Origin of the sequence: Streptomyces kronopolitis (assembly GCF_050953795.1) — a bacterium.
Classification (GTDB): Bacteria; Actinomycetota; Actinomycetes; order Streptomycetales; family Streptomycetaceae; genus Streptomyces; species Streptomyces kronopolitis_A.
Window position 1 is genome coordinate 1 of sequence record NZ_CP191850.1, and the last position, 20,705, is coordinate 20,705.

The 20,705-nt window shown below is 68.4% G+C and carries 16 protein-coding genes and 4 pseudogenes; 11 read left to right on the forward strand and 9 right to left on the reverse strand.

Translation table 11 applies throughout. From position 1 onward, the window contains the following. Positions 1-412 precede the first annotated feature (412 nt). The 8 genes and pseudogenes from ACQP17_RS00005 (at position 413) to ACQP17_RS00040 (ending at position 9,703) form a co-directional block, all read left to right on the forward strand. Complete coding sequence (locus tag ACQP17_RS00005) at positions 413-727, forward strand: hypothetical protein (RefSeq protein ID WP_433854280.1); 315 nt, start codon at positions 413-415, stop codon at positions 725-727. Positions 728-981: 254 nt separating this feature from the next. After that, a pseudogene (locus tag ACQP17_RS00010) lies at positions 982-3,671 on the forward strand (Helicase associated domain protein). A 294-nt stretch (positions 3,672-3,965) separates the two neighbouring features. Continuing rightward, positions 3,966-5,162: an IS701 family transposase gene (locus ACQP17_RS00015; protein WP_433859795.1), complete on the forward strand. Its 1,197-nt coding sequence runs from the start codon at positions 3,966-3,968 to the stop codon at positions 5,160-5,162. A 613-nt stretch (positions 5,163-5,775) separates the two neighbouring features. Next, entirely contained in the window at positions 5,776-6,300 is a 525-nt protein-coding gene (locus ACQP17_RS00020; protein ID WP_433854281.1) for a hypothetical protein, read from the forward strand. An 827-nt stretch (positions 6,301-7,127) separates the two neighbouring features. Further along, positions 7,128-7,634, forward strand: a complete 507-nt coding sequence (locus ACQP17_RS00025; RefSeq protein ID WP_433854282.1) for a nuclear transport factor 2 family protein — start codon at positions 7,128-7,130, stop codon at positions 7,632-7,634. A 620-nt stretch (positions 7,635-8,254) separates the two neighbouring features. Then, on the forward strand, positions 8,255-8,851 hold the full coding sequence (locus ACQP17_RS00030) for a Vgb family protein (protein ID WP_433854283.1): 597 nt from the start codon (positions 8,255-8,257) through the stop codon (positions 8,849-8,851). Between the two features lie 50 nt (positions 8,852-8,901). Then, the gene (locus ACQP17_RS00035; RefSeq protein ID WP_433854284.1) at positions 8,902-9,564 is read left to right on the forward strand and encodes a hypothetical protein; all 663 of its coding nucleotides are present in this window, start codon (positions 8,902-8,904) and stop codon (positions 9,562-9,564) included. After that, positions 9,560-9,703: a helicase associated domain-containing protein gene (locus ACQP17_RS00040; protein ID WP_433859796.1), complete on the forward strand. Its 144-nt coding sequence runs from the start codon at positions 9,560-9,562 to the stop codon at positions 9,701-9,703. The genes ACQP17_RS00035 and ACQP17_RS00040 overlap by 5 nt, the downstream gene beginning before the upstream one ends. A gap of 901 nt (positions 9,704-10,604) precedes the next feature. Here ACQP17_RS00040 and ACQP17_RS00045 read toward each other — a convergent pair. The 4 genes and pseudogenes from ACQP17_RS00045 to ACQP17_RS00060 form a co-directional block, all read right to left on the reverse strand. Then, positions 10,605-10,856: a hypothetical protein gene (locus tag ACQP17_RS00045; RefSeq protein ID WP_433854285.1), complete on the reverse strand. Its 252-nt coding sequence runs from the start codon at positions 10,854-10,856 to the stop codon at positions 10,605-10,607. A 394-nt stretch (positions 10,857-11,250) separates the two neighbouring features. Beyond that, a pseudogene (locus ACQP17_RS00050) lies at positions 11,251-12,072 on the reverse strand (winged helix-turn-helix domain-containing protein); the annotation flags it as partial. A gap of 168 nt (positions 12,073-12,240) precedes the next feature. Next, positions 12,241-12,567 carry a winged helix-turn-helix domain-containing protein gene (locus ACQP17_RS00055; RefSeq protein WP_433854286.1) on the reverse strand — a complete coding sequence of 109 codons (327 nt, stop codon included), beginning with the start codon at positions 12,565-12,567 and terminating at the stop codon, positions 12,241-12,243. Next, positions 12,554-13,069: a hypothetical protein gene (locus ACQP17_RS00060; protein WP_433854287.1), complete on the reverse strand. Its 516-nt coding sequence runs from the start codon at positions 13,067-13,069 to the stop codon at positions 12,554-12,556. The genes ACQP17_RS00055 and ACQP17_RS00060 overlap by 14 nt, the downstream gene beginning before the upstream one ends. A 290-nt stretch (positions 13,070-13,359) precedes the next feature. Here ACQP17_RS00060 and ACQP17_RS00065 point away from each other — a divergent pair, with 290 nt between their 5' ends. Then, complete coding sequence (locus tag ACQP17_RS00065) at positions 13,360-13,635, forward strand: hypothetical protein (protein WP_433854288.1); 276 nt, start codon at positions 13,360-13,362, stop codon at positions 13,633-13,635. Between the two features lie 150 nt (positions 13,636-13,785). Here ACQP17_RS00065 and ACQP17_RS00070 read toward each other — a convergent pair. Next, a pseudogene (locus ACQP17_RS00070) lies at positions 13,786-13,905 on the reverse strand (IS701 family transposase); the annotation flags it as partial. A gap of 331 nt (positions 13,906-14,236) precedes the next feature. Between ACQP17_RS00070 and ACQP17_RS00075 the strand changes: the two are divergent. Next, positions 14,237-15,070 carry a PIG-L family deacetylase gene (locus ACQP17_RS00075; RefSeq protein WP_433854289.1) on the forward strand — a complete coding sequence of 278 codons (834 nt, stop codon included), beginning with the start codon at positions 14,237-14,239 and terminating at the stop codon, positions 15,068-15,070. A gap of 269 nt (positions 15,071-15,339) precedes the next feature. On the opposite strand, the pseudogene ACQP17_RS00080 reads toward ACQP17_RS00075, so the two are convergent. After that, positions 15,340-15,462, reverse strand: a pseudogene (locus ACQP17_RS00080) (DNA-binding response regulator); the annotation flags it as partial. A 779-nt stretch (positions 15,463-16,241) separates the two neighbouring features. Between ACQP17_RS00080 and ACQP17_RS00085 the strand changes: the two are divergent. After that, complete coding sequence (locus tag ACQP17_RS00085) at positions 16,242-16,793, forward strand: RICIN domain-containing protein (RefSeq protein ID WP_433854290.1); 552 nt, start codon at positions 16,242-16,244, stop codon at positions 16,791-16,793. A gap of 824 nt (positions 16,794-17,617) precedes the next feature. Here ACQP17_RS00085 and ACQP17_RS00090 read toward each other — a convergent pair. The 3 genes from ACQP17_RS00090 to ACQP17_RS00100 are packed head-to-tail and all read right to left on the reverse strand — an operon-like array spanning position 17,618 to position 20,567. Beyond that, a complete protein-coding gene (locus ACQP17_RS00090) occupies positions 17,618-18,412 on the reverse strand; it encodes an ABC transporter ATP-binding protein (protein WP_433854291.1) in 795 nt (264 codons plus the stop codon). Positions 18,413-18,417: 5 nt separating this feature from the next. Further along, the gene (locus ACQP17_RS00095) at positions 18,418-19,485 is read right to left on the reverse strand and encodes a FecCD family ABC transporter permease (protein WP_433854292.1); all 1,068 of its coding nucleotides are present in this window, start codon (positions 19,483-19,485) and stop codon (positions 18,418-18,420) included. After that, entirely contained in the window at positions 19,482-20,567 is a 1,086-nt protein-coding gene (locus ACQP17_RS00100; protein WP_433854293.1) for a FecCD family ABC transporter permease, read from the reverse strand. The genes ACQP17_RS00095 and ACQP17_RS00100 overlap by 4 nt, the downstream gene beginning before the upstream one ends. Positions 20,568-20,705 lie beyond the last annotated feature (138 nt).

Sequence of the window (20,705 nt, forward strand, 5' to 3'; positions counted from 1 at the left end):
TACCACAACGCTGCGCGCTATGCAAGCGAACACCCCCCCTTCGCGGGGTGTTCCGCTCACGCTCCGCGTGAGCGGAGGCGGCCGGCTGCGCCGGCCGCTCAACCTGCTCGCTGCGCGAGCAGGTTGACGTCGAGTCCGCTGCGCTCCCTCGACGGGCCCGGATTCTCCGGGCCGTCCGGGGATTCCGCTACGCTCCACCCCCGTCCAAGCAGGGTCGCTCCGCTCCCCCGCCAACGGGCCTTCCAGCTACGCCTCCAGACCCTCGGGCCCGCTGACGCGGGCCAGGCTGGCTACGAAGAGGGCGTGTCGCTCGTTCGTGGCAGAGTCTGGTGCATCAACTGATACACCATGTACCGTTGGCGGAAGTAGGGCACACCCTATTCGTTGCTGGAGCGGCAGGGAGGATATGCGCGTGTGGAGTGCTGAGGACGTGGCGCGGGATCAGGTCAGGCGTCAGGCGAACGGGCTGGGTGTCGCGGCTCTTGCCGAGAAGGTCACCGAGGCAGACCGCCGCCGGCAGGAGACGGCGCGGGATGCCCGACTGGGCGTGTCCGCTGCGTTCGAGGACGTGGAGCGCCTGGCCGAGACGTGGGCGGCCAAGTCCGTGCACCGCTGCGCGTCATTCCTCCCGCTCCCGGGCCCACACCGCACCCTGGACGTCTCCCTCCGGGGCGTAGACAGGCCAGCCGGCCTGCGCCACCACGTCCCTGACGCGCCGCCACTCTGAAGGAAGCTGCGCGGCCGAGGTGCGGCGGCGGGAGGCGGCGGATGAACTGCGCACGCAGGTCTGGCTGTCGGCTGCGCCCAGCCGGCTCATCCGGGCGGCGGCCGCGCGGGCCGGCATTCAGCCCGACGAGGTGTCGGCGCAGTTGGCGGAGCGGGTGGCCGTAAGCGAGGACGGCACCGTTTCGGTTCCGTCCTTCACTCCGTGCCGATGAGTTCTCATATCCCCTCGGAAAACGAGTTAGCGGAGGTCCTTCAATGACGGGCATTAACCTTCGGCCCCATCAGGTGGAGCAGAAAGCGAGTTTCCGGAAGTGGGCGGGATTTCCCGCACGTTCTTCGGTGCCCGCTCAGGGGCGCCGGGGCACCCTCGTGTCCGCGACCGGATCGGGCAAGACGTTCACCGCCGCCGTGTCCACGCTGGAGTGCTTCCCGGACGGGCGGATCCTGGTCATGGTGCCGACCCTGGACCTGCTGGTGCAGACCGTCCAGGCGTGGCGCCTGGTGGGCCACCGCTCCTCCATGGTCGCGGTGTGCTCGTTGGAGAAGGACGAGGTTCTGGAGCGGCTGGGGGTGCGCACCACCACCAACCCGATTCAGCTCGCCGTGTGGGCGGGGGCAGGGCCGGTGGTCGTGTTCGCCACGTACGCCTCTCTGGTGGACCGCGAGGACGTCGAGGCACCCGAGGGGCCAGCGTAAGGTGCGCGGGCCGCTGGAGGCCGCCTTGGCGGGCGGAGAGCGCCTGTACGGCCAGCAGATGGCGGGCTTCGACCTCGCGATCGTGGATGAGGCCCACGGAACCGCCGGCGATCTCGGTCGTCCTTGGGCGGCGATCCACGACAACAAGCGCATCCCCGCGGACTTCCGGCTCTACCTCACTGCCACCCCGCGCATCCTGGGCGCGGCTCAGCCGCAGAAGGGCGGCGGCCAGGAAGTGGAGATCGCGAGCATGGCCAGCGACCCGGCCGGGACGTACGGCGAGTGGCTGCCTGGGGCCGAACTCGGGCTCTCGGAGGCGATCGAGCGCGAAATTCTCGCCGGCTTCGAGATCGACGTCCTGGAGATCCGTGACCCCTCCCCCGTGCTCGGGCTCTCGGAGGAGGCGTTGCGCGGCCGGCGCCTGGCGCTGCTGCAGACGGCGCTGCTGGAGCACTCCGCCCGGTGGAACCTGCGCACCGTCATGACGTTTCACCAGCGGGTCGAGGAAGCCGCCGCGTTCGCGGAGAAGCTTCCGGAGACGGCGGCAGAGCTGTACACCACGGAGGCCGACGACGAGGTCCTGGCGCAGGCCGAACAGATGCCGGCCTCGTCCATCGACGCCACGCTCTACGAGCTGGACGCCGGACGGCACGTCCCGCCGCACCGGGTGTGGTCGGCCTAGCTGTGCGGCGACCACCTCGTGGCCGAACGGCGCGAGGTTCTACGGCAGTTCGCGAACGGCCTGAACGCGGCCGGTCACCGGGTCAACCGCGCCTTCCTCGCCTCCGTGCGCGTGCTCGGGGAAGGCGTCGACATCACCGGCGAGCGGGGCGTGGAGGCGATCTGCTTCGCCGACACCCGCGGCTCCCAGGTGGAGATCGTGCAGAACATCGGCCGGGCACTGCGCCTCAACCGCGACGGCAGCACGAAGGTGGCCCGGATCATCGTGCCCGTCTTCCTGGAGCCCGACGAAGACCCGACCAACATGGTCGCCAGCGCCAGCTACCGCCCCCTCGTCGCCGTGCTCCAGGGCCTGCGCTCGCACGACGAGCGCCTGGTGGAACAGCTCGCCTCCCGCGCCCTCACCCGCAGCCGGCACGAGCGCAAGGTGCACGTCCAGCGCGACGAACAAGGCCGGATCACCGGCGCCGGCGGAGGAGAGGGGGACGGCGAGGACCAGGAGCAGGACGACACGCAGGCCGCCATGGAGTCGGCGCTGCTGCACTTCTCCTCCCCCCGCGACGCGGCCACGATCGCCGCGTTCCTGCACACCCGCGTCTACCGGCCGGAATCGCTGGTGTGGCTGGAGGGATACCAGGCCCTGCTCCGCTGGAGAGCGGAGAACGAGATCACCGGCCTGCACGCCGTCCCCTACGACACCGAGACCGAAGTCGGCGTGACGAAGGACTTCCCGCTCGGGCGGTGGGTCCACCAGCAGCGCAAAGCCCTGCGGGCCGGCGAGCTGGAGCCGCGGCGCAAGACCCTGCTGGACGCGCCGGAAGCCGGAATGGTCTGGGAACCCGGCGAGGAAGCCTGGGAGAACAAACTCGCCGCGCTGCGCTCCTATCAGCGGGCCACCGGACACCTCGCTCCACGTCAGGACGCGGTGTGGGGTGAGGGCGAGACGATGGCGCCCATCGGGCAGCACATGGCCAACCTCCGCCGAAAAGGCGGCCTCGGCAAGGACACGGAGCGGGCCACCGTACGCGCCCAGCAGCTGGCCGCCATCGACCCCGACTGGAACTGCCCCTGGCCACTCGACTGGCAACGCCACCACCGTGTCCTAGCGGACCTGGTCGACGCCGACGGAGTGCTGCCGGCCATCCCGCCCGGAGTGCTCTTCGACGGCGACGACCTCGGAATATGGCTCCAGCGGCAGAAGGATCCGGCTACCTGGGCGCGGCTGTCCACCGAGCAGCAGCAGCGGCTGACCGCACTGGGCGTACGCAGCGCTGAGCCCCCAGCTCCCGCCCCCGCGCCGAAGCGCGCGACAAAGAAGCCCCGGCAAAGCTCAACAGGCGTTCCAGCGCGGCCTTACGGCCCTCGCACAGTGGGTCGAGCGGGAAGGCGATCGGCCAGTGCCCCGCGGGCACAGCGAAGAGATCACCATTGACGGCGAGGGCGGCGGCGAGGCGGAGCCGACGGTCGTAAAGCTCGGCGTATGGGTATCCAACACCAAGAGCAGACGCAGCAAACTCACCCCCGACCAGCGCCAGCAGCTGGCCGAGCTGGGCATCGAATGGGCATGAAAGCGCCGTCGCGAGGCGGGTTCCCTCGTCGGCGCTCTTGCCGGCTCACGTAGCCGACGCCGGGCGGTGCTGTCTCGAAAAGTGCCGGAACTGGCGGGCAAGGCCGGGCGGTGTGGGAGACCAGACGCTACGGGCCGCAGGAAGCTGGCCCTGTCGGCTAGTACTCCAGTTGTAGTTCGCTATCGCTGCTGGTCAGGGCCGTGTTCCTGAGTGTACTCGGCTGACGTTGCATCAGGTTGCTGGAGTTCGTGACCTCGCGTGCGGCGGGCCGTTGTGCTTGTCGTGCAAGATGATGTGCAGCCCGATGTCTGGTCCGCGGAGCTGGAAGAAGTACTCGTGCGGGTTGGCCACCGGTTCGGTCGGATGGATCTGCGGCGGCGAATGCGCGCCTATGTGCATGGTCTGATCGGCCCGGTGGGCCGCAAGAACAGCTGGCAGCTGGCCGAACACGCCGGCTTCCGCACTCCCGCGGGTCTGCAGCACCTGTTGAGCCGGGCCTGCTGGGATCCCGACGAGATACGCGATGACCTGCAGGAATACGTCGCCGAGAGACTCGGGGACCCCGCTGGAGTACTGATCATCGACGACACGGGGTTCCTCAAGAAGGGCATGGTCTCAGCCGGAGTGCAGCGCCAGTACTCCGGCACGGCGGGCCGCACCGAGAACTGCCAGATCGGCGTCTTCGCCGCCTACACCTCGCCCAAAGGCCGGGCCCTGGTGGACCGGGAGCTGTATCTGCCCAAGTCCTGGATATCCGACCGGGATCGCTGCCGGGCGGCACGGATCCCCGACGAGCGGGAGTTCGCCACCAAGGGCGACCTGGCCAAGGCCATGGTGATGCGGGCACTGGCTTCACCGCTGCCCATCGCCTGGGTGACCGCGGACTCCGCCTACGGCCAGGAATGGCGGATGCGCCGCATGCTGGAGGAGGCCGGCGTCGGCTACGTCCTGGCCGTGCCGAAGTCCCAGCACGTCCACGCCCTGGGCCGCATCGACTTGGCCATCGCCCAGGCACCCGATGACGCCTGGGAGCGCCACTCCTGCGGCAACGGCGCGAAAGGCCCGCGCGCCTACGACTGGGTCGCAGCCCAACTGCCCGCCATCGACGACTTCGACGGCGATCAGCCCACCCACCAACGCTGGGTCCTGGCCCGCCGCAGCCTGGCCCGCCCGGACGAGATCGCCTACTACCTCGCCTACGCGCCCAAGGGCACCGCCGTCGCCGAGCTCGTGCGCATCGCCGGGACCCGCTGGGCGATCGAGGAAGCCTTCCAGGCCGCAAAGAACGAGTGCGGCCTCGACCAGTACGAGGTCCGCCGTTATCCGGGCTGGTACCAGCACATCACCCTGGCCATGCTCGCTCATGCCTTCCTCGCCGCCATGGCATCAGCGGCAGCCGAAAAGGGGGCGGCAGAAACGGTTCCGGCACTCTTGCACCGCTCGCCGTGGCAGAAATCCGGCGACTCATGGCAGTTGGCCGTCCATCGCTGACGCACCTTCAGCGCGCCGGCCACGCGCTGAGCTGGTCCCGCTGGCGCCGCCGTCACCAAGCCATCGCCAGACGCTGCCACTATCGCCGCCGCACGCGAGGTCACGAACTCCAGCAACCTGATGCAACGTCAGCCGGGTACACTCAGGAACACGGCCCTGACCAGCAGCGATAGCGAACTGCAACTGGAGTATTAGCCGTGCGGTGTGCGGCCGGTCGGGAGCGTGGGCAGAGCCGGGTTGGGATGGTGGGGTGCGATCCTCGGTCCGCAGCCCACCTCCGATCGGAAGAGCGAGAAATCCGAACCACGTCATTCCGGCGTGGTCCGTCACTCGTGGATCAGCTGCGCAGCCGGTGACAGTTTTCAGTCATTCTGGCTTTGGTTGAAATCGCGGCTAACTCACCCGGTGATTCAGGTGGGTAATGACCCTCTTTGGTGTTCTCCGACTGTTGACACGCCCCAAGGGCGGTGCGAGGGTGACGCCCGGCTGCAAGGCGTAGAAGCGGCACAAGTCGCCCCCTTGCAGGAGGAGGACTCTCATGAGAGTTGTTCCGCGGTTACTGTCACTACCACGTGTTCGGCCGGCCGTGGCATTGGCTGTGGGGGTGAGTGCAGTGACGCTGATGGCGCCGTCCTCGGCATCAGCGGCTGCAAGCGGCTCATGGACGTACGTCAGCCAGCAGGAGTGCACATTCAACAAGGCCGAGACGAACAGGTCTTCACCGGAACGAGCTGTCGCCTTCGGAAAGGCACAGGTGCAAGCCTGGAAGAGCGCCGCGTCGGGCAACTGTCGTCAAGTGAATCAGAGGCCTGCTGGCTTTCTGATGGCGTCCGCGGATCTCTATAAGTGGAACGACCAGCTTCGAGGCTGGCAACTGTGCCGCACATCCGGGCGTGTGACGAACAGCGCGGCCGCCAGCCAACTGGAAGCGACCGTCCGACTCGCCGCTGACGCCATGCCGTGCGGCAACGGCTGGTACGGCACGGTAGCCGGCGGATGGCAGTTCAGTGCGGTCAATCGGGCGTGGGTGGGGGGCACGGTCTGGTCCGGCTCTCAGCTCTTCACCGCGGATCCGCAGCCGGACGCTCCTGCGCCACCGGCCTGGAGCGGCGCTGACGGCATTATCGCGAGGGCGTGAGCGCCGGCTCGGCAGCCGTCGCACGTAGCGAAAGCGCCCGCTCAGGTTCCCGGCCGATGCGTCCAGCGGTCGAGAGCCCCGCGCACCGCCCTACCCCACGGTGACGCGCAGAGGGCCTGGAATCGTCGAATTGACGGTTCCAGGCCCTCACGCATGCCGCCCTGTCAGCGGTTGAGCTCCCCGAGTCGTGGTCGGGCAAATCCACCCATCGTCGGCGCGTCAGTCGCGGCGCCGGGCCCATCGTGCGTTCGGGAGAGTGATCAGCGGGCGAACAGCAGGCAATGCACCGCCGCCAGACCCACCACCTCCGCGGTGGCTCTCCCTGCCCCCGATACCTTGCCGACGTCCTGCGCCGCCTTGCCGGCTCCCTTGCCCACATCCTCCACGGCTCAGCTCGTGCCCTCCCCCACTTCTTCATCGGCCTTGCCGGCGCCCTTGCCCGCACTTTCCGGGTCACTGCTCCGACGCGCTCCCCCGGCTCGCCGACCCAGGGGCTCGGGGGAAGCCGGCCCCCTCGCGGGGGCCATCACGATGGACGGTCGTCCTGCGACGCCCGTTGAGCTGTGACCCGGACAAGTACCAGGCAGACAAGACGGCTGAAGTAGCGGTAAGTTACTCATACCAGGTGATTCATTCCGTGTGCGGGGTTGCCTCGCAGTGGGCACTCCTGAAGGCATGTCACCCAGCAGTACCTCTGAAGGCAGGTACTCCGCGATGCCTCACGAGCCGCATGGCACAGCGGCGTGCCGCCGCCGGTAGCGCATGGGCCGGATCGCCACCGTTAGCCGAAGAACCGGCTTCTTCCGAAGAGAAAACAGGTAATCCTCATGACTACGACGAAGACGAGAACTCGTTTCACGGTCGCGTCGACTCTGCTGGCCTTGTCCCTGAGCTCCTTAGCCGGGACCGCTGTTGCCCAGACATCCCCCGATCACCTCAGGGGTGCAACGGCGGCTCAGGCCTCGGAGGCGACGACCCGGGCCACGGAGGGGGTCTGGAAACGCCACATCGAAGCCTGGGACCATCACGACTTGGACGCCATCGTGCGCGACTACAACAAAGACGCGGTGCTCGTCCTGAACAACCAGACGTACGTGGGCAAGGCCGAGATTCGTAAGGTGTTCGAGCGACTCTTCGAGATCTTCGGCCAAGGCGAGAACCACATCGATACGCCCACCATCAAGGAACGCATCGTGTACATCACCTGGCACTTCGCGCCCAGCGGTCGCCAGGCCGTCTTCGGCACCGACTCCTTCGTGATCGAGGACGACGCCATTTCCTATCAGACCATCGCCTCGCCCCTCTACGAGACATACCCCGTGGCGGCCCCCTGACGGGACACACCGCCCGTCAACGAAGGCGTGCCCTGGCGGTCGACGAAGCGGTCCCATGTCCCGGCCTTCGCCTTCGGCGCCCTGCCTCATGCCGCCGTACGTGAGCGACTGGGAATGTGCGGAGCCAGTCGTGCGGTTCCCGCGGGCCGGGACCCGTCCACGCGACGTCGTTGGGTGAGTGCGCGTTGGTGCCGGTCTCCCAGGGGACTTGACGCGTACGAGGGCCTGGAAACCGTCGTTTTCCAGGCCCTCACGCATGACGTTGTTTCAGGAGTTGACCCCACGGCCCGGCCAGGCGCTCCGGAAGGTCCGCGGCAACCGTCAGCGGCATACGGAGGTGTGCAGCGTTGTGACACCGGCACAAAGGCGCTGCGCCGGTCGGGTGAACGTACTTCTGAAGGGTTGGTTGGCTGTCGTTCCGGACGCTTAATGGACTCGAATCGGTGGGCTGCCCATCCCTCCTGGAGGCGTGACCCCACCATGCGAACGTTCGGACCGTTCGTGCGGCGCAGTGGTCCTTCCGGGAGCGAGCAGTGTGACGTCGATGTGGTCTGGCGTCGTCCTGCTTCGGCCACATGGGGGAGGCCTGCCCGAGAACGTAGCGAGAGGCTCCCTTGGTCATGAACACAGACGTTCCACGACAGTTGACGCCGGAGGACTCGACTCCGCCCGTCAACCCCAGGATCCCCGCCGGCACCGGCCCGTTTGCCATGGCCACGGAACCGAACGGTAAACTCTACATCGCTAACACCGGCTCGAACGACGTGACGGTGATCGACAGTTCCGACAACACCGTCACCACCACCGTGCCAGCCGGCACCGGCCCGAGCGCGGTGGCGGTGGCACCCAACGGCAACGTCTACATCACCAACACCGGCTCGAACGACGTGACGGTGATCGACAGTTCCGACAACACCGTCACCACCACCGTGCCAGCCGGCACCGGCCCGAGCGCGGTGGCGGTGGCACCCAACGGCAACGTCTACATCACCAACACCGGCTCGAACGACGTGACGGTGATCGACAGTTCCGACAACACCGTCACCACCACCTTGGCAGCCGGCACCGGCCCGTATGCGGTGAAGGTGGCACCCAACGGCAACGTCTACGTCTCCAACTTCGCCTCGAACGACGTCAGTGTCTTTCTGCCCACTGCCACCCACGCCGCCGGCGTCGCGCCCCCTGCCGATGGCGACTCCGAGCAGCAGGCACCCTGACGGATGGGAGCTGCAGCTCGGCATCCGCCTACAAGCCCGTCCAGAAGGCCGTGCAGGGCCAGGAGAGCCGGGGCGAGGGGAACGGGTCCGGCAGGCCGTCGGCGTCCGCGCGGAAGCTGCTGAAGTTCAGCACGCCGCGCGACCCAGCGCAGCTGGCGGCGTTCATCAACCTGCGGGTGCTCAACCCCGAGCATGAGCACTGGCGGCGCGGGGTGGAGGCCGCCGTCATCTTCGCGCGCGAGCAGAACGCGCGGGCCGCCGCCCGGAAGGCTGCCGAGATCGAGCAGCGGCGTGCCGAGGGCCTGCCAGTGGAGTCGTCGGCCGGGGCGCTGGCGGCCGAGCGGCGTAAGCAGCTGGAGGACATCGACCCGTCCTGGTGCCCGGCCTGGCCGGTGGAGTGGCAGCGCGCCTTCCACCTCGTCCGGCTCCACCTGGAGGAGGGCGGCGGCGAGCTGCCGAGCGAGCCCGGCGACGTCCTGCACCAGGGCGAGGCCCTCGGACGGTGGGTGCGCTCGGTCCGGTTGGGTTGGGACAACCTGACGACCGTGCAGCAGTGGATGTGTGAGCAGGTCCTCGGGATCGAGCCCGTGGCCGAGGACGAGAAGCCGCCCCCGCGCCGTACGCAGGCCGACAAGTGGGCCATGAACTACAAAGGCCGCCAAGCAGTTCTACGAGCGCGAGGGACACCTTCGGGTACCGCGCAAGCACATTGAGACGATCCTGGTCGACGAGGACCAGGAGGAGCGGGAACTCCGGCTCGGGGCATGGACCAGCAACCAGCGCAGCCGGGCCGCGACACTGCCCCCGGAACGGGTAGAGCAACTGTCCGCGATCGGAATGCGGTGGTCCTGATGATGAGCATCGTCGTCACCGCGGACCCGCACTCGTGGTCGCTCTCTGCTCGGATGGCCGTTTCGGGTTCACGCACGAGAGCCTGGCCATCGAGGTCAACCGGATCAGTGACCGGATCTTCAGGCGCCCGGAACAGTGCACTGACCGGGAGGTGCGCCGGTGGATCTCCGGCGCGGTGCGATGGCCGACCGGGCGCTGCCTTCTCCCCTTGACCGAGATCTTTGAACGGCCGCCCGAGGCTTTGGGATTCGTACCGCACGGCAAGGCGAGCCGTCTGCCCGTCCCGCCGCGGCATCCGTGTTCATGTTCCTGGCAGCGCTGCTGGTCTGCGTACTGATCATCGGGCTCTCCGGCGGCTACCTGGCTGCCCAGGCGTGGCTGGCGGCAGAGGCGATGCTGCTGCGCTGCGCACTGATCGCCGGCACATTCCCGGGGCCCGGCCGGGCGTGGCTGTGGTCGCGCTGCGCCGCGATCGTCCGCGGCCTGGCCCTCCCCCGAGCGCCGCCTGCGGCTGCTTGCCCCATGGCGGGACCACCCGGCCCGGCAGGGCCTGTCGGTACACCGCCGATTCCGCCCTTGCCAAACCGACATCTGGCCGACCCAGCCGGCCCCACATACGAAGACTGCTCGCTACGCCCTCCTGGCGGCTTCCGAGGCAGGGAAACGTGTTTCGGTGACGGCTCCTCACGAGTATCGCAGGAGCCGCCACCGAGCAGCGCAAACCTCATGCACAAGACGGTGACGGAGCTGAACCGAAGGTGCTGACGCCAGCGCGTGACGGGTGACTGACACCACCTTGGATGTTGTGCAGCTCCCCGACCGGCCCGAGTCAATACTCTCCCTTCACCCCACGTCGGCCATTACCCCATCACCACCCGGATGTGCACGCACAGTGGCTCGACTAACGGTTGCTATAACCGTTGTTGATGGCCGAGGAGACGGCTGCGTTCAACACGTTCTCCGTCCCGAAGCCGCCCATGTTCGTGTAGTCGGAATCCGGGTGTGCGTTCAGCAGCCCCTGTCCCAGGGCACCCCACCCCGACTGCGCTCCCTGATCGGCGAGTTGCTGAACAAAGGCTGCCGACTCATGACCCGACTCAGTGCTGCCACCATCAGTGTCCGAAGCAAATGCCGGGCCTGCCGTCGCGAGCATCCCTCCACATAGCACTGCCGTCACCAAGCTGCGGCGCATGGTTACCTTCAACGGAATGTCCAATCTCTCTGTTCGGATTGCCACCACTCCAATTCCCCACAAAAACAAATAGATTACGCCAGACACATCGCACTGAAAACTTCCCTAGAGTGCGCTCACAAATGGAACTGGTGGCCGTGTACATGTACCGTAGCCTCGCCAACGCCCATCCCACGTCCTTGCAGACTTGCGCTCAACACAGCGTTGGCTAAACCCATCGGCGAGTCCACATGTTCACGCCCTGCCACAGTTACCCGACGCCCTGTTCCATCCTGGTCTGGCAGCCACCGCTACCACTCATGACAGCCCATCAGTGGACTCGTGATGATGGTGCCTGTATCCGGCTAATGGCTTCGGCGAACTCTCGCTGGACGGCGGCTTTGTGGACGATAAAGTTGTCCCGGCCCAGCGCGATCGGGCTGCCGAGCTGCTGGTGGGCTGCGATCAGCAGGTCCCCGTAGTCGCGCCAGGAGAAGCTTTCGCGTCCGTCACGGCGGCCGTCGCCCCGGCGCGGCCGGTAGATCAGCCGCGCCCGGTGGCCGGGTTTGTAGCAGGTCAGCGCCGCGACGGAGATCCGTCTGGCGGGAGCGTCCGCGGACCCGCACCACAGGGGTCCGGCCGCGCTGGGACCAGCTCTTCGCCTGCGGCGGCGTCATGGAGAAGCCGGCTGCGTCCTCGAAGACGAGCCATGACCCACGGGCCGCCGCGAGCCTTCCGCGCAGGGCCAGGTCTCCTCACCCAGCCGGCCACGACCTCGTCGTCCTGTTCCACGGCCCGGCGGGCGGGAACCGGGCAGGACCAGCCGATACGCACCAGCAGCTTGCGCACACCCCGGACCGTGTAGGTCAGATGGAAGCGTCAGCCGATCACCGTCTTCACACGGCCCAGGGGCCAGCGCTGGTCCTCCCAGGCGTGCGCAGCCAGCCCCTCGGCCAGCTCCGCCTCCAGCCGCGCGAACTGCTTCTCGCTCAGCCTCGGCAACGACGCCGGCCCCTGCGACCGCAAACCTCGTCCCACACCTGCCGCCACCGCTGCACCGACCGGACGCTGACCCGCAGGTCCTTGGCGATCACCGAGCTCGCCTCGCCCTGGGCGAACCTCCCGGCCGCCATGAGCCGTAACTCCTCGCGGAACTGCTGCCGTTCGGCAGTCAGCCCGCCCCCTGTGGATACCGCATGCCCCCGGTAATACCGCACGGGGGGCAACCCGTCAGCCCCTACAACGGTAGCGGCTCGCACGAATGGGCGTCGATGCCGCGGTGGTGTGACCTTCGCTTGGGTCGGCGGTCACCTTTCACGGCTACCTGGGCCTGATGGCAGGGCCCAGGCAGCCGTGGAAGGTGAGCTTACGGTGGCTGATGCGGTGTCAGGCGTTTGGAGGCCTGATCAGCGATGTGTTGGAGAGCGCGGATGTGGTGGTTCAGTGTTTGCAGACCTGCCCTCGTGATGTTGATCCAGGTGCGGGGTCGTTTCCCCACGTAGCCCTTCTTCACTTCGACGTACTGGCTCTTTTCCAGCAAGCTGACCTGCTTGGACAGGGCCGAGTCGGAAATTCCTACGCCATCGCGGACGAAGCTGAATTCTGGCCACTTGCTGTTCGCCAACAGGGCCACGATGGACAGCCGGGTGGGGTCAGTGAGCAGAGGCGTCAGGCTGCATTCAGGCTCGGGCATTTCGGTCCATCTTCCTCGCTGCCCACCGCTGGCCCACCAGGCTAACTCCCACCCAGGCGAGAGCCAGCACCCCGAAGAGAACCGTGGCGGGGACTGGCGGTTCGGACTGCGCCTTGTTTCCGCCCTGGGTGCTCTCGAGCATGCCGATGAAACTGACCGCTGCGAGGGTGACAGTAAGTCCCCAGACCACTATCAGCAGGGCCTTCGAGCGCGTGCTCCCGCGGTGGCCGGTACCCAGTACCGCAGAGCGAGGCGTCACGGGAAGGCGCAGCAGCACTTGGCCCTTTCGTGTACGCCCCACTCCCGCGACCAGCAGGGCTACGACGCCTGTCGAGAAGAAGTAGGTACTAGCCCACTGCGGTGCGAGATCTTCGACCAAGCCCATTCCCACCAGCATGGCGGCAGCGGCATACCACGTCCAGCTCCCGAAGTAGCTAGCCCAGGTGTAGCCCCGTGCACGCTCGATCTCCTGCAGGGTTGAATCCGTCTTATATGCTGACATGGCAACTACCTCTCAAAGAAATACTTTCTCTCAGGAAAGTACATCCGGGTGGTTGACATCGCAAACCGGGATAGATGCAGGTAGCTGGGGCACGGGGGCACCCACCCACACCAGCTTGCCCATGGCTGGCCCCGTAGCCCGCCGGCGACCGCCGCCACTCCGGGAAGACCACCCGGCCCTGCCTCACCATGAACCGTTCCGGGTTCGGTAGAGACTCGGCTCCGTTAAAGGGTCGAGTCATGGCACGCCCCACTTCCTATCCCGCTGAGCTGTGCAAACGAGCGGTCCGCATGGTCGCCGAAGTCCGCGGTGACCACCCGGATGAGTCGGCCGCGTTGAGGGCGGTGGCCCAGAAACTCGACATCGGCCCGGCCGAGGCTCTGCGGAACTGGGGCAAGCGGGACGAGATCGACTCAGGGCAGCGTCCGGGGATGACCGCGGAGGAGTCCGCGCAGATCAAGGCGATGAAGAAAAAGATCGCCGAGTTGAAACGGGCCAACGACATCTTGAAGGCTGCGGCGTCATTCTTCGCGGCCAAACTCGACCGGCCACACACACGCTCGTAGCGTTCATCGACGAGCAAAAGGACCACTTCGGCGGGGTCGAGCCGATCGGCCGCGTGCTGGCCGCACACGACTGCAAGATCGCCTTCTCAACCTGCTACGCCCACCACGAACGGCAGGCCGCTCCCGCGGCCCCACCCTTCGCGACACCGAGAAGCCGGTGTCGTCCACGATGAGCACGGCCTGACGGTCGCCGAAGTTCTCGACGACGTAGTCACGCACACCGGCCAGGACCTCGTCGGCTTCCCCTTCGATCCGGTTCAGGAGCCGGGAGCCAGCTCCATGCACGACCAGACAGTCATGCGCGCACTGACCGCCTACAGCCACCAGGGTCCGGGTGGTGGTGTGGTCGACAGGGCTTACGGCCGGGCGGAATGCGGGCGGGTGCTCGCAGCGGTACTCGGCGGCCGCTCCTTCCGGCCCGGTTACGCGGCTTCGCCCTTGGGGAATCGCCGTCCCTCCCCCGCTGTTGCATCGACCGAGGGAACGGCGTCGCACGACGGTGGGAACAAGATCATCCGACCCCACAGGATCCGAGCCACCGGGATCGCGGTACACCCGCCGCGTACTCAGACCAGGATGTATTCCGCAGGAGGACTTGTTCATGACAGACCGGCCCTTGACGCTCATGGCAGTGCACGCCCACCCCGACGACGAGGCCACCGGAACAGGAGGGGTCCTGGCGCGGTACGCGGCGGAGGGCATCCGTACGGTTCTCGTGACGTGTACCGACGGCGGGTGCGGTGACGGACCGGGGGGTACCAAGCCGGGCGAGCCCGGGCACGATCCGGCGGCCGTCGCCCTGATGCGCCGTCACGAACTCCAGGCGAGCTGTGAAGCCCTGAAGATCAGCGATCTGGAAATGCTGGACTACGCCGACTCCGGGATGATCGGCTGGCCGAGCAACGACGCCCCCGGATCCTTCTGGCAGACCCCCGTGGAGGAAGGCGCCGCCCGGCTCGCGGACCTCATGCGTCACTACGAACCCGATGTGGTCGTCACCTATGACGAGAACGGCTTCTACGGCCACCCCGACCACATCCAGGCCAACCGCATCACGATGGCGGCGCTGGAGATGACCACGCTGACACCCAAGGTGTACTGGACGACGATGCCCCGTTCGATGATGCAGCGGTTCGGGGAGACCATGCGCGAGTTTCAGGAGGACATGCCGGAGCCGGATCCTGCCGAGGCCGCCGCGATGGCCGAGATCGGCCTCCCCGACGACGAGATCACCACGTGGGTGGACACCACCGCATTCAGCGGTCAGAAGTTCGACGCGCTGGCCGCGCACGCCAGTCAGGGCGAGAACATCTTCTTCCTCAAGATGGGCAAGGAGAAGTTCGGTGAGTTGATGGGCATGGAGACCTTCGTGCGTGTCCGGGACACCACCGGCGCGGCCGTACCCGAGAGTGATCTCTTCGCCGGACTGCGCTGATCCGACCGTCCGACCGGGGGCCGAGAACTCGTCGGCCGTACGGCCGGACCGAGCGCGTCATACTCCCGGAGGCTTGTCCGCGCCGGTTCCGCTCCGGCAGCCCGCGACCGCCCGGCAATTGGGCAGGTGGTCGCGGGCTGCCTGCATGGATATGCGCCGTCGTCAACGCCCCTGGTCGCTTTCGGCACATGCCGCCCCGTCGACTGCCGGCTGCAAGCCCGGGGGCGGACGGCGACAGGCTTCCCCATGAGGCCGGGACGCCCTCGGCGAGGCAGAGCGACGAGGCCCCTCTCGTAGGCGGTGATGACGAGCTGGACCCGGTCCCGGGCGCCCAGTTTGGTGAGCAGCCGTGACACGTGCGACTTGGCGGTGGCCACCGTGGTGAAGAGTTCGCGACGGCTGGACTCCGCCCGCCGGTCCGGGGCGGGGTTCGCCATGAAGGTCCCGCCATGTGATCCGCCAGGGCCTTGCGGCACAGGGGACAGACATTCGGGGCTGAAGGAGCGCCTGCGGTGTCGCGCGCGCTCCGCCTGCTCATCCGCCGAGCCACGAATCGCCATTGCTGGAACGGTTGCCCCGCCATTCGGCGCCTCAAGTGATCTATTTGCCCATGACCTTGGAAGCCGTATGGCAACCGTTCAGGGAACGTGTGGGCGGGTCGCGCAGGTTTCCCACGGGACGGTTACTTCCGGCCTCTTTTGTACGTGTCCGTGCCGATGCGCTGATGTGAGGTCTACTCTGCTGCCTGCTCTGCCGCGCTGGGTGGCGGAGTGACCCGGTTGCTCCGGGGTGGGGGAACATCATGGGTGATCGAGGATGTTCGCGGCTGCGGCAGCTTTGGCGACCGCAGGAACGGCACACGGCGGGCCGGCCATACCCCGCACCACGAAAGTGACGCCGGCGTCGTAATTCCCGATGGGGGAAAGTCACTTCAAGGACGCCGTGCCCCATCGGGAATATCGGGGAACGCATACCCATGCCGATCGTGGTGGGGTCCGGACACGGACACCGTCATGATCTCGGCGAACGAGGCAAGGGCGCAGTGGTGTGCGCACAGCGGCTGTGAGCCATCAGAACTGGACGTCCCGCTAAAGGGCTTGCGAGCCGGGAATTCCGGTTCCGCGCCGTCCGTGCGCGGGGTCGCCCCGGACGCCACAGCCGGGATGGTTACGTGCTGCCGCTGACCGGCGGCAGCACGCAAGACCTGCTCACCTTCAAGTGGAAAGTGGAGTTTCCCATGTCCAAACGACGCGCTCTGCTCGCGTTCGTCACCGCCGCGCTGACGTTGCCGGGCATCGCCCTGGCCGGCACCCCGGCGCAGGCCGCGGGTTTCAACCCGATCAGCATCTGGAACTCAAGTCACTGCCTCGACAATGCCACCGAGAACGCCGCGAAGCTTCAGATGTGGAAGTGCACCGGTGGGCCTGAGCAGAAGTGGCTCTTGGAGTTCCTCCCGGGCAGCATGTACCGCCTCGTCAACCAGAACACGGGACGCTGCATTTCCGGGGCGGCCGCCGCACATCCGGGTCTCTGGATGGACGAGTGCAGCCTCCTCCCCGACCGCCAGAAGTGGCGGGTCTTCTACGAGGAGCCCAGGGGGCTGTTCAAGGTGTGGCAGAACGTGTCCGACGGGCTGTGCATGACGACCCGCAGCGTAGCCGACGGCACCCAGCCGCAGACCACTGCCTGCAACCCCTCCGCTGCGTATGAGAGATGGCACTAGCAGCCGCGCATCTGCATCTCGGCCGGTGGGAGCCACGGATGCACACCTTCGCACTGCGTCCGCTCGCCCTTGACGACACCTCATGCCGATACCCGGGATCGGGCAGGCCGAAGGCGTGGGTGTCGTCTCGGGTGGAGTCCGGGTTCCGCTGCTCCCGACCTGGCCGTTTTCTCGCGGCGTGAAATGCCGTCACGCAATCGATCTTGCAACCTGTGGGTCGAACGGAGCTGCGGGCCAGGCGTGGCGATGCGCGTCGTATCGCCACGCGACCGGAGGGCGCGCCGATTCGGAACCGACTCCGCACCGTACGGTGCCGGCCGATTTCCGGTTGAGAGCTCCACGCGCCGAAAGCCTCCGTCTCCTCCCTGGAGTGGAGCGAGTTCATACGTATGATGTCCTGTGTGAGAGGCAACGAAGGCTGAACGTCCGCAGTGTGCAGGGGAGATGGGGCGCTGGTGCGCGAAGGACGCAGCAGAGGAGAGGACGCACCGGGCGGCGCGCATCAGGGGACGACCAAGGAAAGGCCGTTACGCAGTGCGCATGCTGAGATGCGGGTGCGGATCCGTATGTTCTACAACCTCGGCGGGACAAAAGAATGCGGTCACGTGCAAACCAAGAAGCGGAAGCAGTGAGTCCGTGGAATCCGTCGCGTTGCCACCACTGCGTCCGACGGATCCAAACCGAGCGAGCCGACCGGCGCTGGTGAAGGAATTCGCCGTGGACGGGACCCGCAACACCGGACTGGCCCGCGGGTGTTGCGAAGACGCGACCGAGGGCCCCCGCTCCCGCACCGGCCAGCAGCCGCGTCCCGGCGGGCCGCGCGCTCAGTGCGCCGTGCGGGCGCGGGGGACGACGACCGGTGAGGCGTTGCCGGGGGCCCGGAGGATGTCGGCGTCCACGGCGTAGAGCTCCTTGACGAGGGCCTCGTCCACGGTGTCGTGGGGGCTTCCCTGGGCGATGATGCGGCCGTCCTTCATGGCGATGACGGTGTCGGAGTAGCGGGCGGCGGCGGCCAGGTCGTGCTGGACCATCACGATCGTGCGGCCGGTGGCGGCGACGTCCCGGACGAGTGCGAGGACGTCGACGACATGGCCCAGGTCGAGGGCGCTGGTGGGTTCGTCGAGGAGGACGACGGGGGTGTGCTGGGCGAGGACCATCGCGAGCCAGCAGCGCTGGCGCTGGCCGCCGGAGAGCCGGTCGAGGCGTTCGGCCGCGAGGTCCTGGGTGCCGGTGGCCTCCAGCGCCTCGCGTACCGCTTGTTCGTCCGCGCGTGACCACTGGCGCAGCAGGCCCTGGTGGGGGTGGCGGCCGTAGCGGACGAGGCCGGCGACGGTGACGGCCTCGGGGGCGCGCGGCGTCTGGGGCAGCAGGGCGACGCGGCGCGCGGCCTGGCGCCGGTTCAGCTGCCAGATGTCGGCGTCGCCGGCCCGGACCGTGCCGGAGTCGGGCCGGTGGAGCCGGGCGACGGCGCGCAGCAGGGTCGACTTGCCGCAGCCGTTGGGGCCGACGATGGAGGCGACCTGTCCCGCCGGAACGGTGAGTGCGGCGTCCTTGACGACGGCCCGGCCCGGGTATCCGGCGGTCAGCCCGTGCACGTCGAGCCCGGTGGTGGTGGTCATGCTGGTCATGCCTTTCCGGTGTTCCGGTCCGCGCGGAAGAGGACCCAGAGGAGGAAGGGGCCGCCGAGGACGCTGGTGACGACGCCGACGGGGAGTTCGACGGGGGCGGCGACGCGGCCCAGCGCGTCGGCCGCGACGATGAGTGCGGCGCCGGTCAGCGCGGAGCCGAGGATCGGGACGCGGGTGGGGCCGCTGAGCCGCTGGGCGAGGATCGGGGCGCTCAGGGCGACGAACGAGATGGGCCCGCCGACGCCGACCGCGAGCCCGGCGAGGGCGACGGCGACGGCGAGCGCGGCGGCCCGCACGCGCCGCAGGTCCACGCCGAGGCAGGCGGCCATGTCGTCGTCGAAGCGCAGGAGTTGGAGTCGGTGGCCGACGGCCAGGGCGAGCGGCAGCAGGAGCGTCAGGGCGATCAGAAGGGGGGTGCCGACGCCCCAGTCGCGGCCGTTGAGGCTTCCCACCGCCCAGAGGAACACGCCGCCCGCGGTGTTGTCGTTCTCGCGGGACATGACGAGGTCGCTCACCGCTCCGAGGAACGTGGAGACGCCGATGCCGACCACGAGGACGCGGTAGCCGCGGCTGCCGGCGCCGCCCGCGCACAGCACGACGAGGACGGCGGCGGCGACGGCGCCGAGCGGGCCGAGCCACCAGTCGCCGACCATGCCCGTCGCGGACCCGGCCGCGGTGGCGACGACGGCGGCGGTGGCGCCTTCGTTGACGCCGACGAGGTCGGGGGTGGCGAGCCGGTTGCCGGCGAGCGTCTGGGTGAGGCAGCCGGAGACGCCGAGGGCGGCGCCGACCATGAGGCCGACGAGGACGCGCGGCAGCCGGAAGTCCCGCACGATCATGGTGGTCCCGGGGTCGCCGCCGCCCAGCAGCCCGGAGAGGGTCTGGGGCAGGCTCATGCCCGTCGAACTCGCCATGACGGCGAGGGCGGTGAGCGCGAGCAGGAGCGGGACGAGGAGGGCGGCGGCGAGCGCGCTGCGGCGCGGGAAGAGCCACGAGAGGGTGCCGGTGCGCAGCACCGTGCTGTCGGGCGGGGTAGGCGCCGGAGCGGTCGGGGAGGCGGTCACGTCGAGGCTCCTGCGGTGGACAGGCGGGACGAGCGGGCTATCCAGACGAGCAGCGGGCCGCCCACCATGGCGAGCAGCACGCTCACCGGGGTCTCCCAGGGGCGGATGACGACCCGGGCCAGGATGTCGGCGAGGATCATGATGTCGGCCGCGATCAGTGCGGAGAGCGCGAGTTGGACCGCGATGCGCGCCCCGGCCAGCGTCCTGGCGGCGTAGGGGGCGAGCAGGCCGAGGAAGGCGATGGGGCCGGCAACCGCGACCGCGCAGCCGGCCAGCAGCGAGACGGCCGCCGCGACGACCAGGCGGACCAGGCCGGGACGGTGGCCCAGCGAGCGGGCGCTGTCGTCGCCGAGGCCGAGTGCGGACAGCGGGCGGGCGCATCCGAAGGCGAGGAGCAGGCCGAGGGCGGCCACCGGCAGGAGCGGGAGGAGGTCGGTGCTCTCGACTCCGGCGAGCGAACCGATGGTCCAGTAGCGGTAGGTGTCGAACGTCGATCGGGTGCCGAGCAGTACGTACGAGGTCAGCCCGTGGAAGGTGGCGCCGAGCGCGGAGCCGGCGAGGACCAGCCGCAGCGGCGAGCCGGCGGTCCGCCCGGAGGCGGCGAAGAGCAGAACGACGGCGCTCGCGGCGATGCCGCCCAGCAGGGCGCACAGCAGCAGGGCGGAGGAGGACGTCGCCCCGAAGAAGGTCAGCCCGAGGACCACCGCGAAGGCGGCGCCGGAGTTGACGCCGAGCAGGCCGGTCTCGGCGAGCGGGTTGCGGGTGGCGGCCTGCAACAGGCAGCCGGCGGTGCCGAGGCAGACGCCGACGAGGACGGCGGCGAGGGTGCGCGGGAGCCGTACGTCCGACACGGCGAGCCGCAGTTGGGCGTCGGCGCGCGCGGCGGGGTCGCCGCTGAGGTAGTCCCAGGCGCGGGCGGCGGAGCTGGAGCCGGTGCCGATGAGCAGCGAGAGCAGCGCCAGCGCCAACAGCAGGACGACGAGGACGACGGCCGCCCGGAGAGCGGGGCGCGAGGGGGACGGGGCGCGCCCGGGACAACCGGAATCCTCAGTTGTCAGCCAATCTCCTTGCGTATTAGACATATGGTTAGCCTAACCTAAGTCCACGCGGCTTCGGTCGGGTGAAGTCCACGGCACCGCCATGCCCGAAAGCGGCAGTTCCGCCGCTCTGCGCACTCCCCGCACCGCACCGAAGCCCGTCCTGCCGGATCAGCTCTGCGT

Excerpts from the sequence above, each read along its gene's own strand:
- ACQP17_RS00065 (WP_433854288.1), top strand. The coding sequence starts at position 13,360 with ATGGTCGCCGAAGTCCGCGGTGACCACCCGGATGAGTCGGCCGCGTTG.
- ACQP17_RS00055 (WP_433854286.1), bottom strand. The coding sequence starts at position 12,567 with ATGCCCGAGCCTGAATGCAGCCTGACGCCTCTGCTCACTGACCCCACC.
- ACQP17_RS00075 (WP_433854289.1), top strand. The coding sequence starts at position 14,237 with ATGACAGACCGGCCCTTGACGCTCATGGCAGTGCACGCCCACCCCGAC.
- ACQP17_RS00025 (WP_433854282.1), top strand. The coding sequence starts at position 7,128 with ATGACTACGACGAAGACGAGAACTCGTTTCACGGTCGCGTCGACTCTG.
- ACQP17_RS00100 (WP_433854293.1), bottom strand. The coding sequence starts at position 20,567 with ATGTCTAATACGCAAGGAGATTGGCTGACAACTGAGGATTCCGGTTGT.
- ACQP17_RS00030 (WP_433854283.1), top strand. The coding sequence starts at position 8,255 with ATGAACACAGACGTTCCACGACAGTTGACGCCGGAGGACTCGACTCCG.
- ACQP17_RS00090 (WP_433854291.1), bottom strand. The coding sequence starts at position 18,412 with ATGACCACCACCACCGGGCTCGACGTGCACGGGCTGACCGCCGGATAC.
- ACQP17_RS00045 (WP_433854285.1), bottom strand. The coding sequence starts at position 10,856 with ATGCTCGCGACGGCAGGCCCGGCATTTGCTTCGGACACTGATGGTGGC.
- ACQP17_RS00060 (WP_433854287.1), bottom strand. The coding sequence starts at position 13,069 with ATGTCAGCATATAAGACGGATTCAACCCTGCAGGAGATCGAGCGTGCA.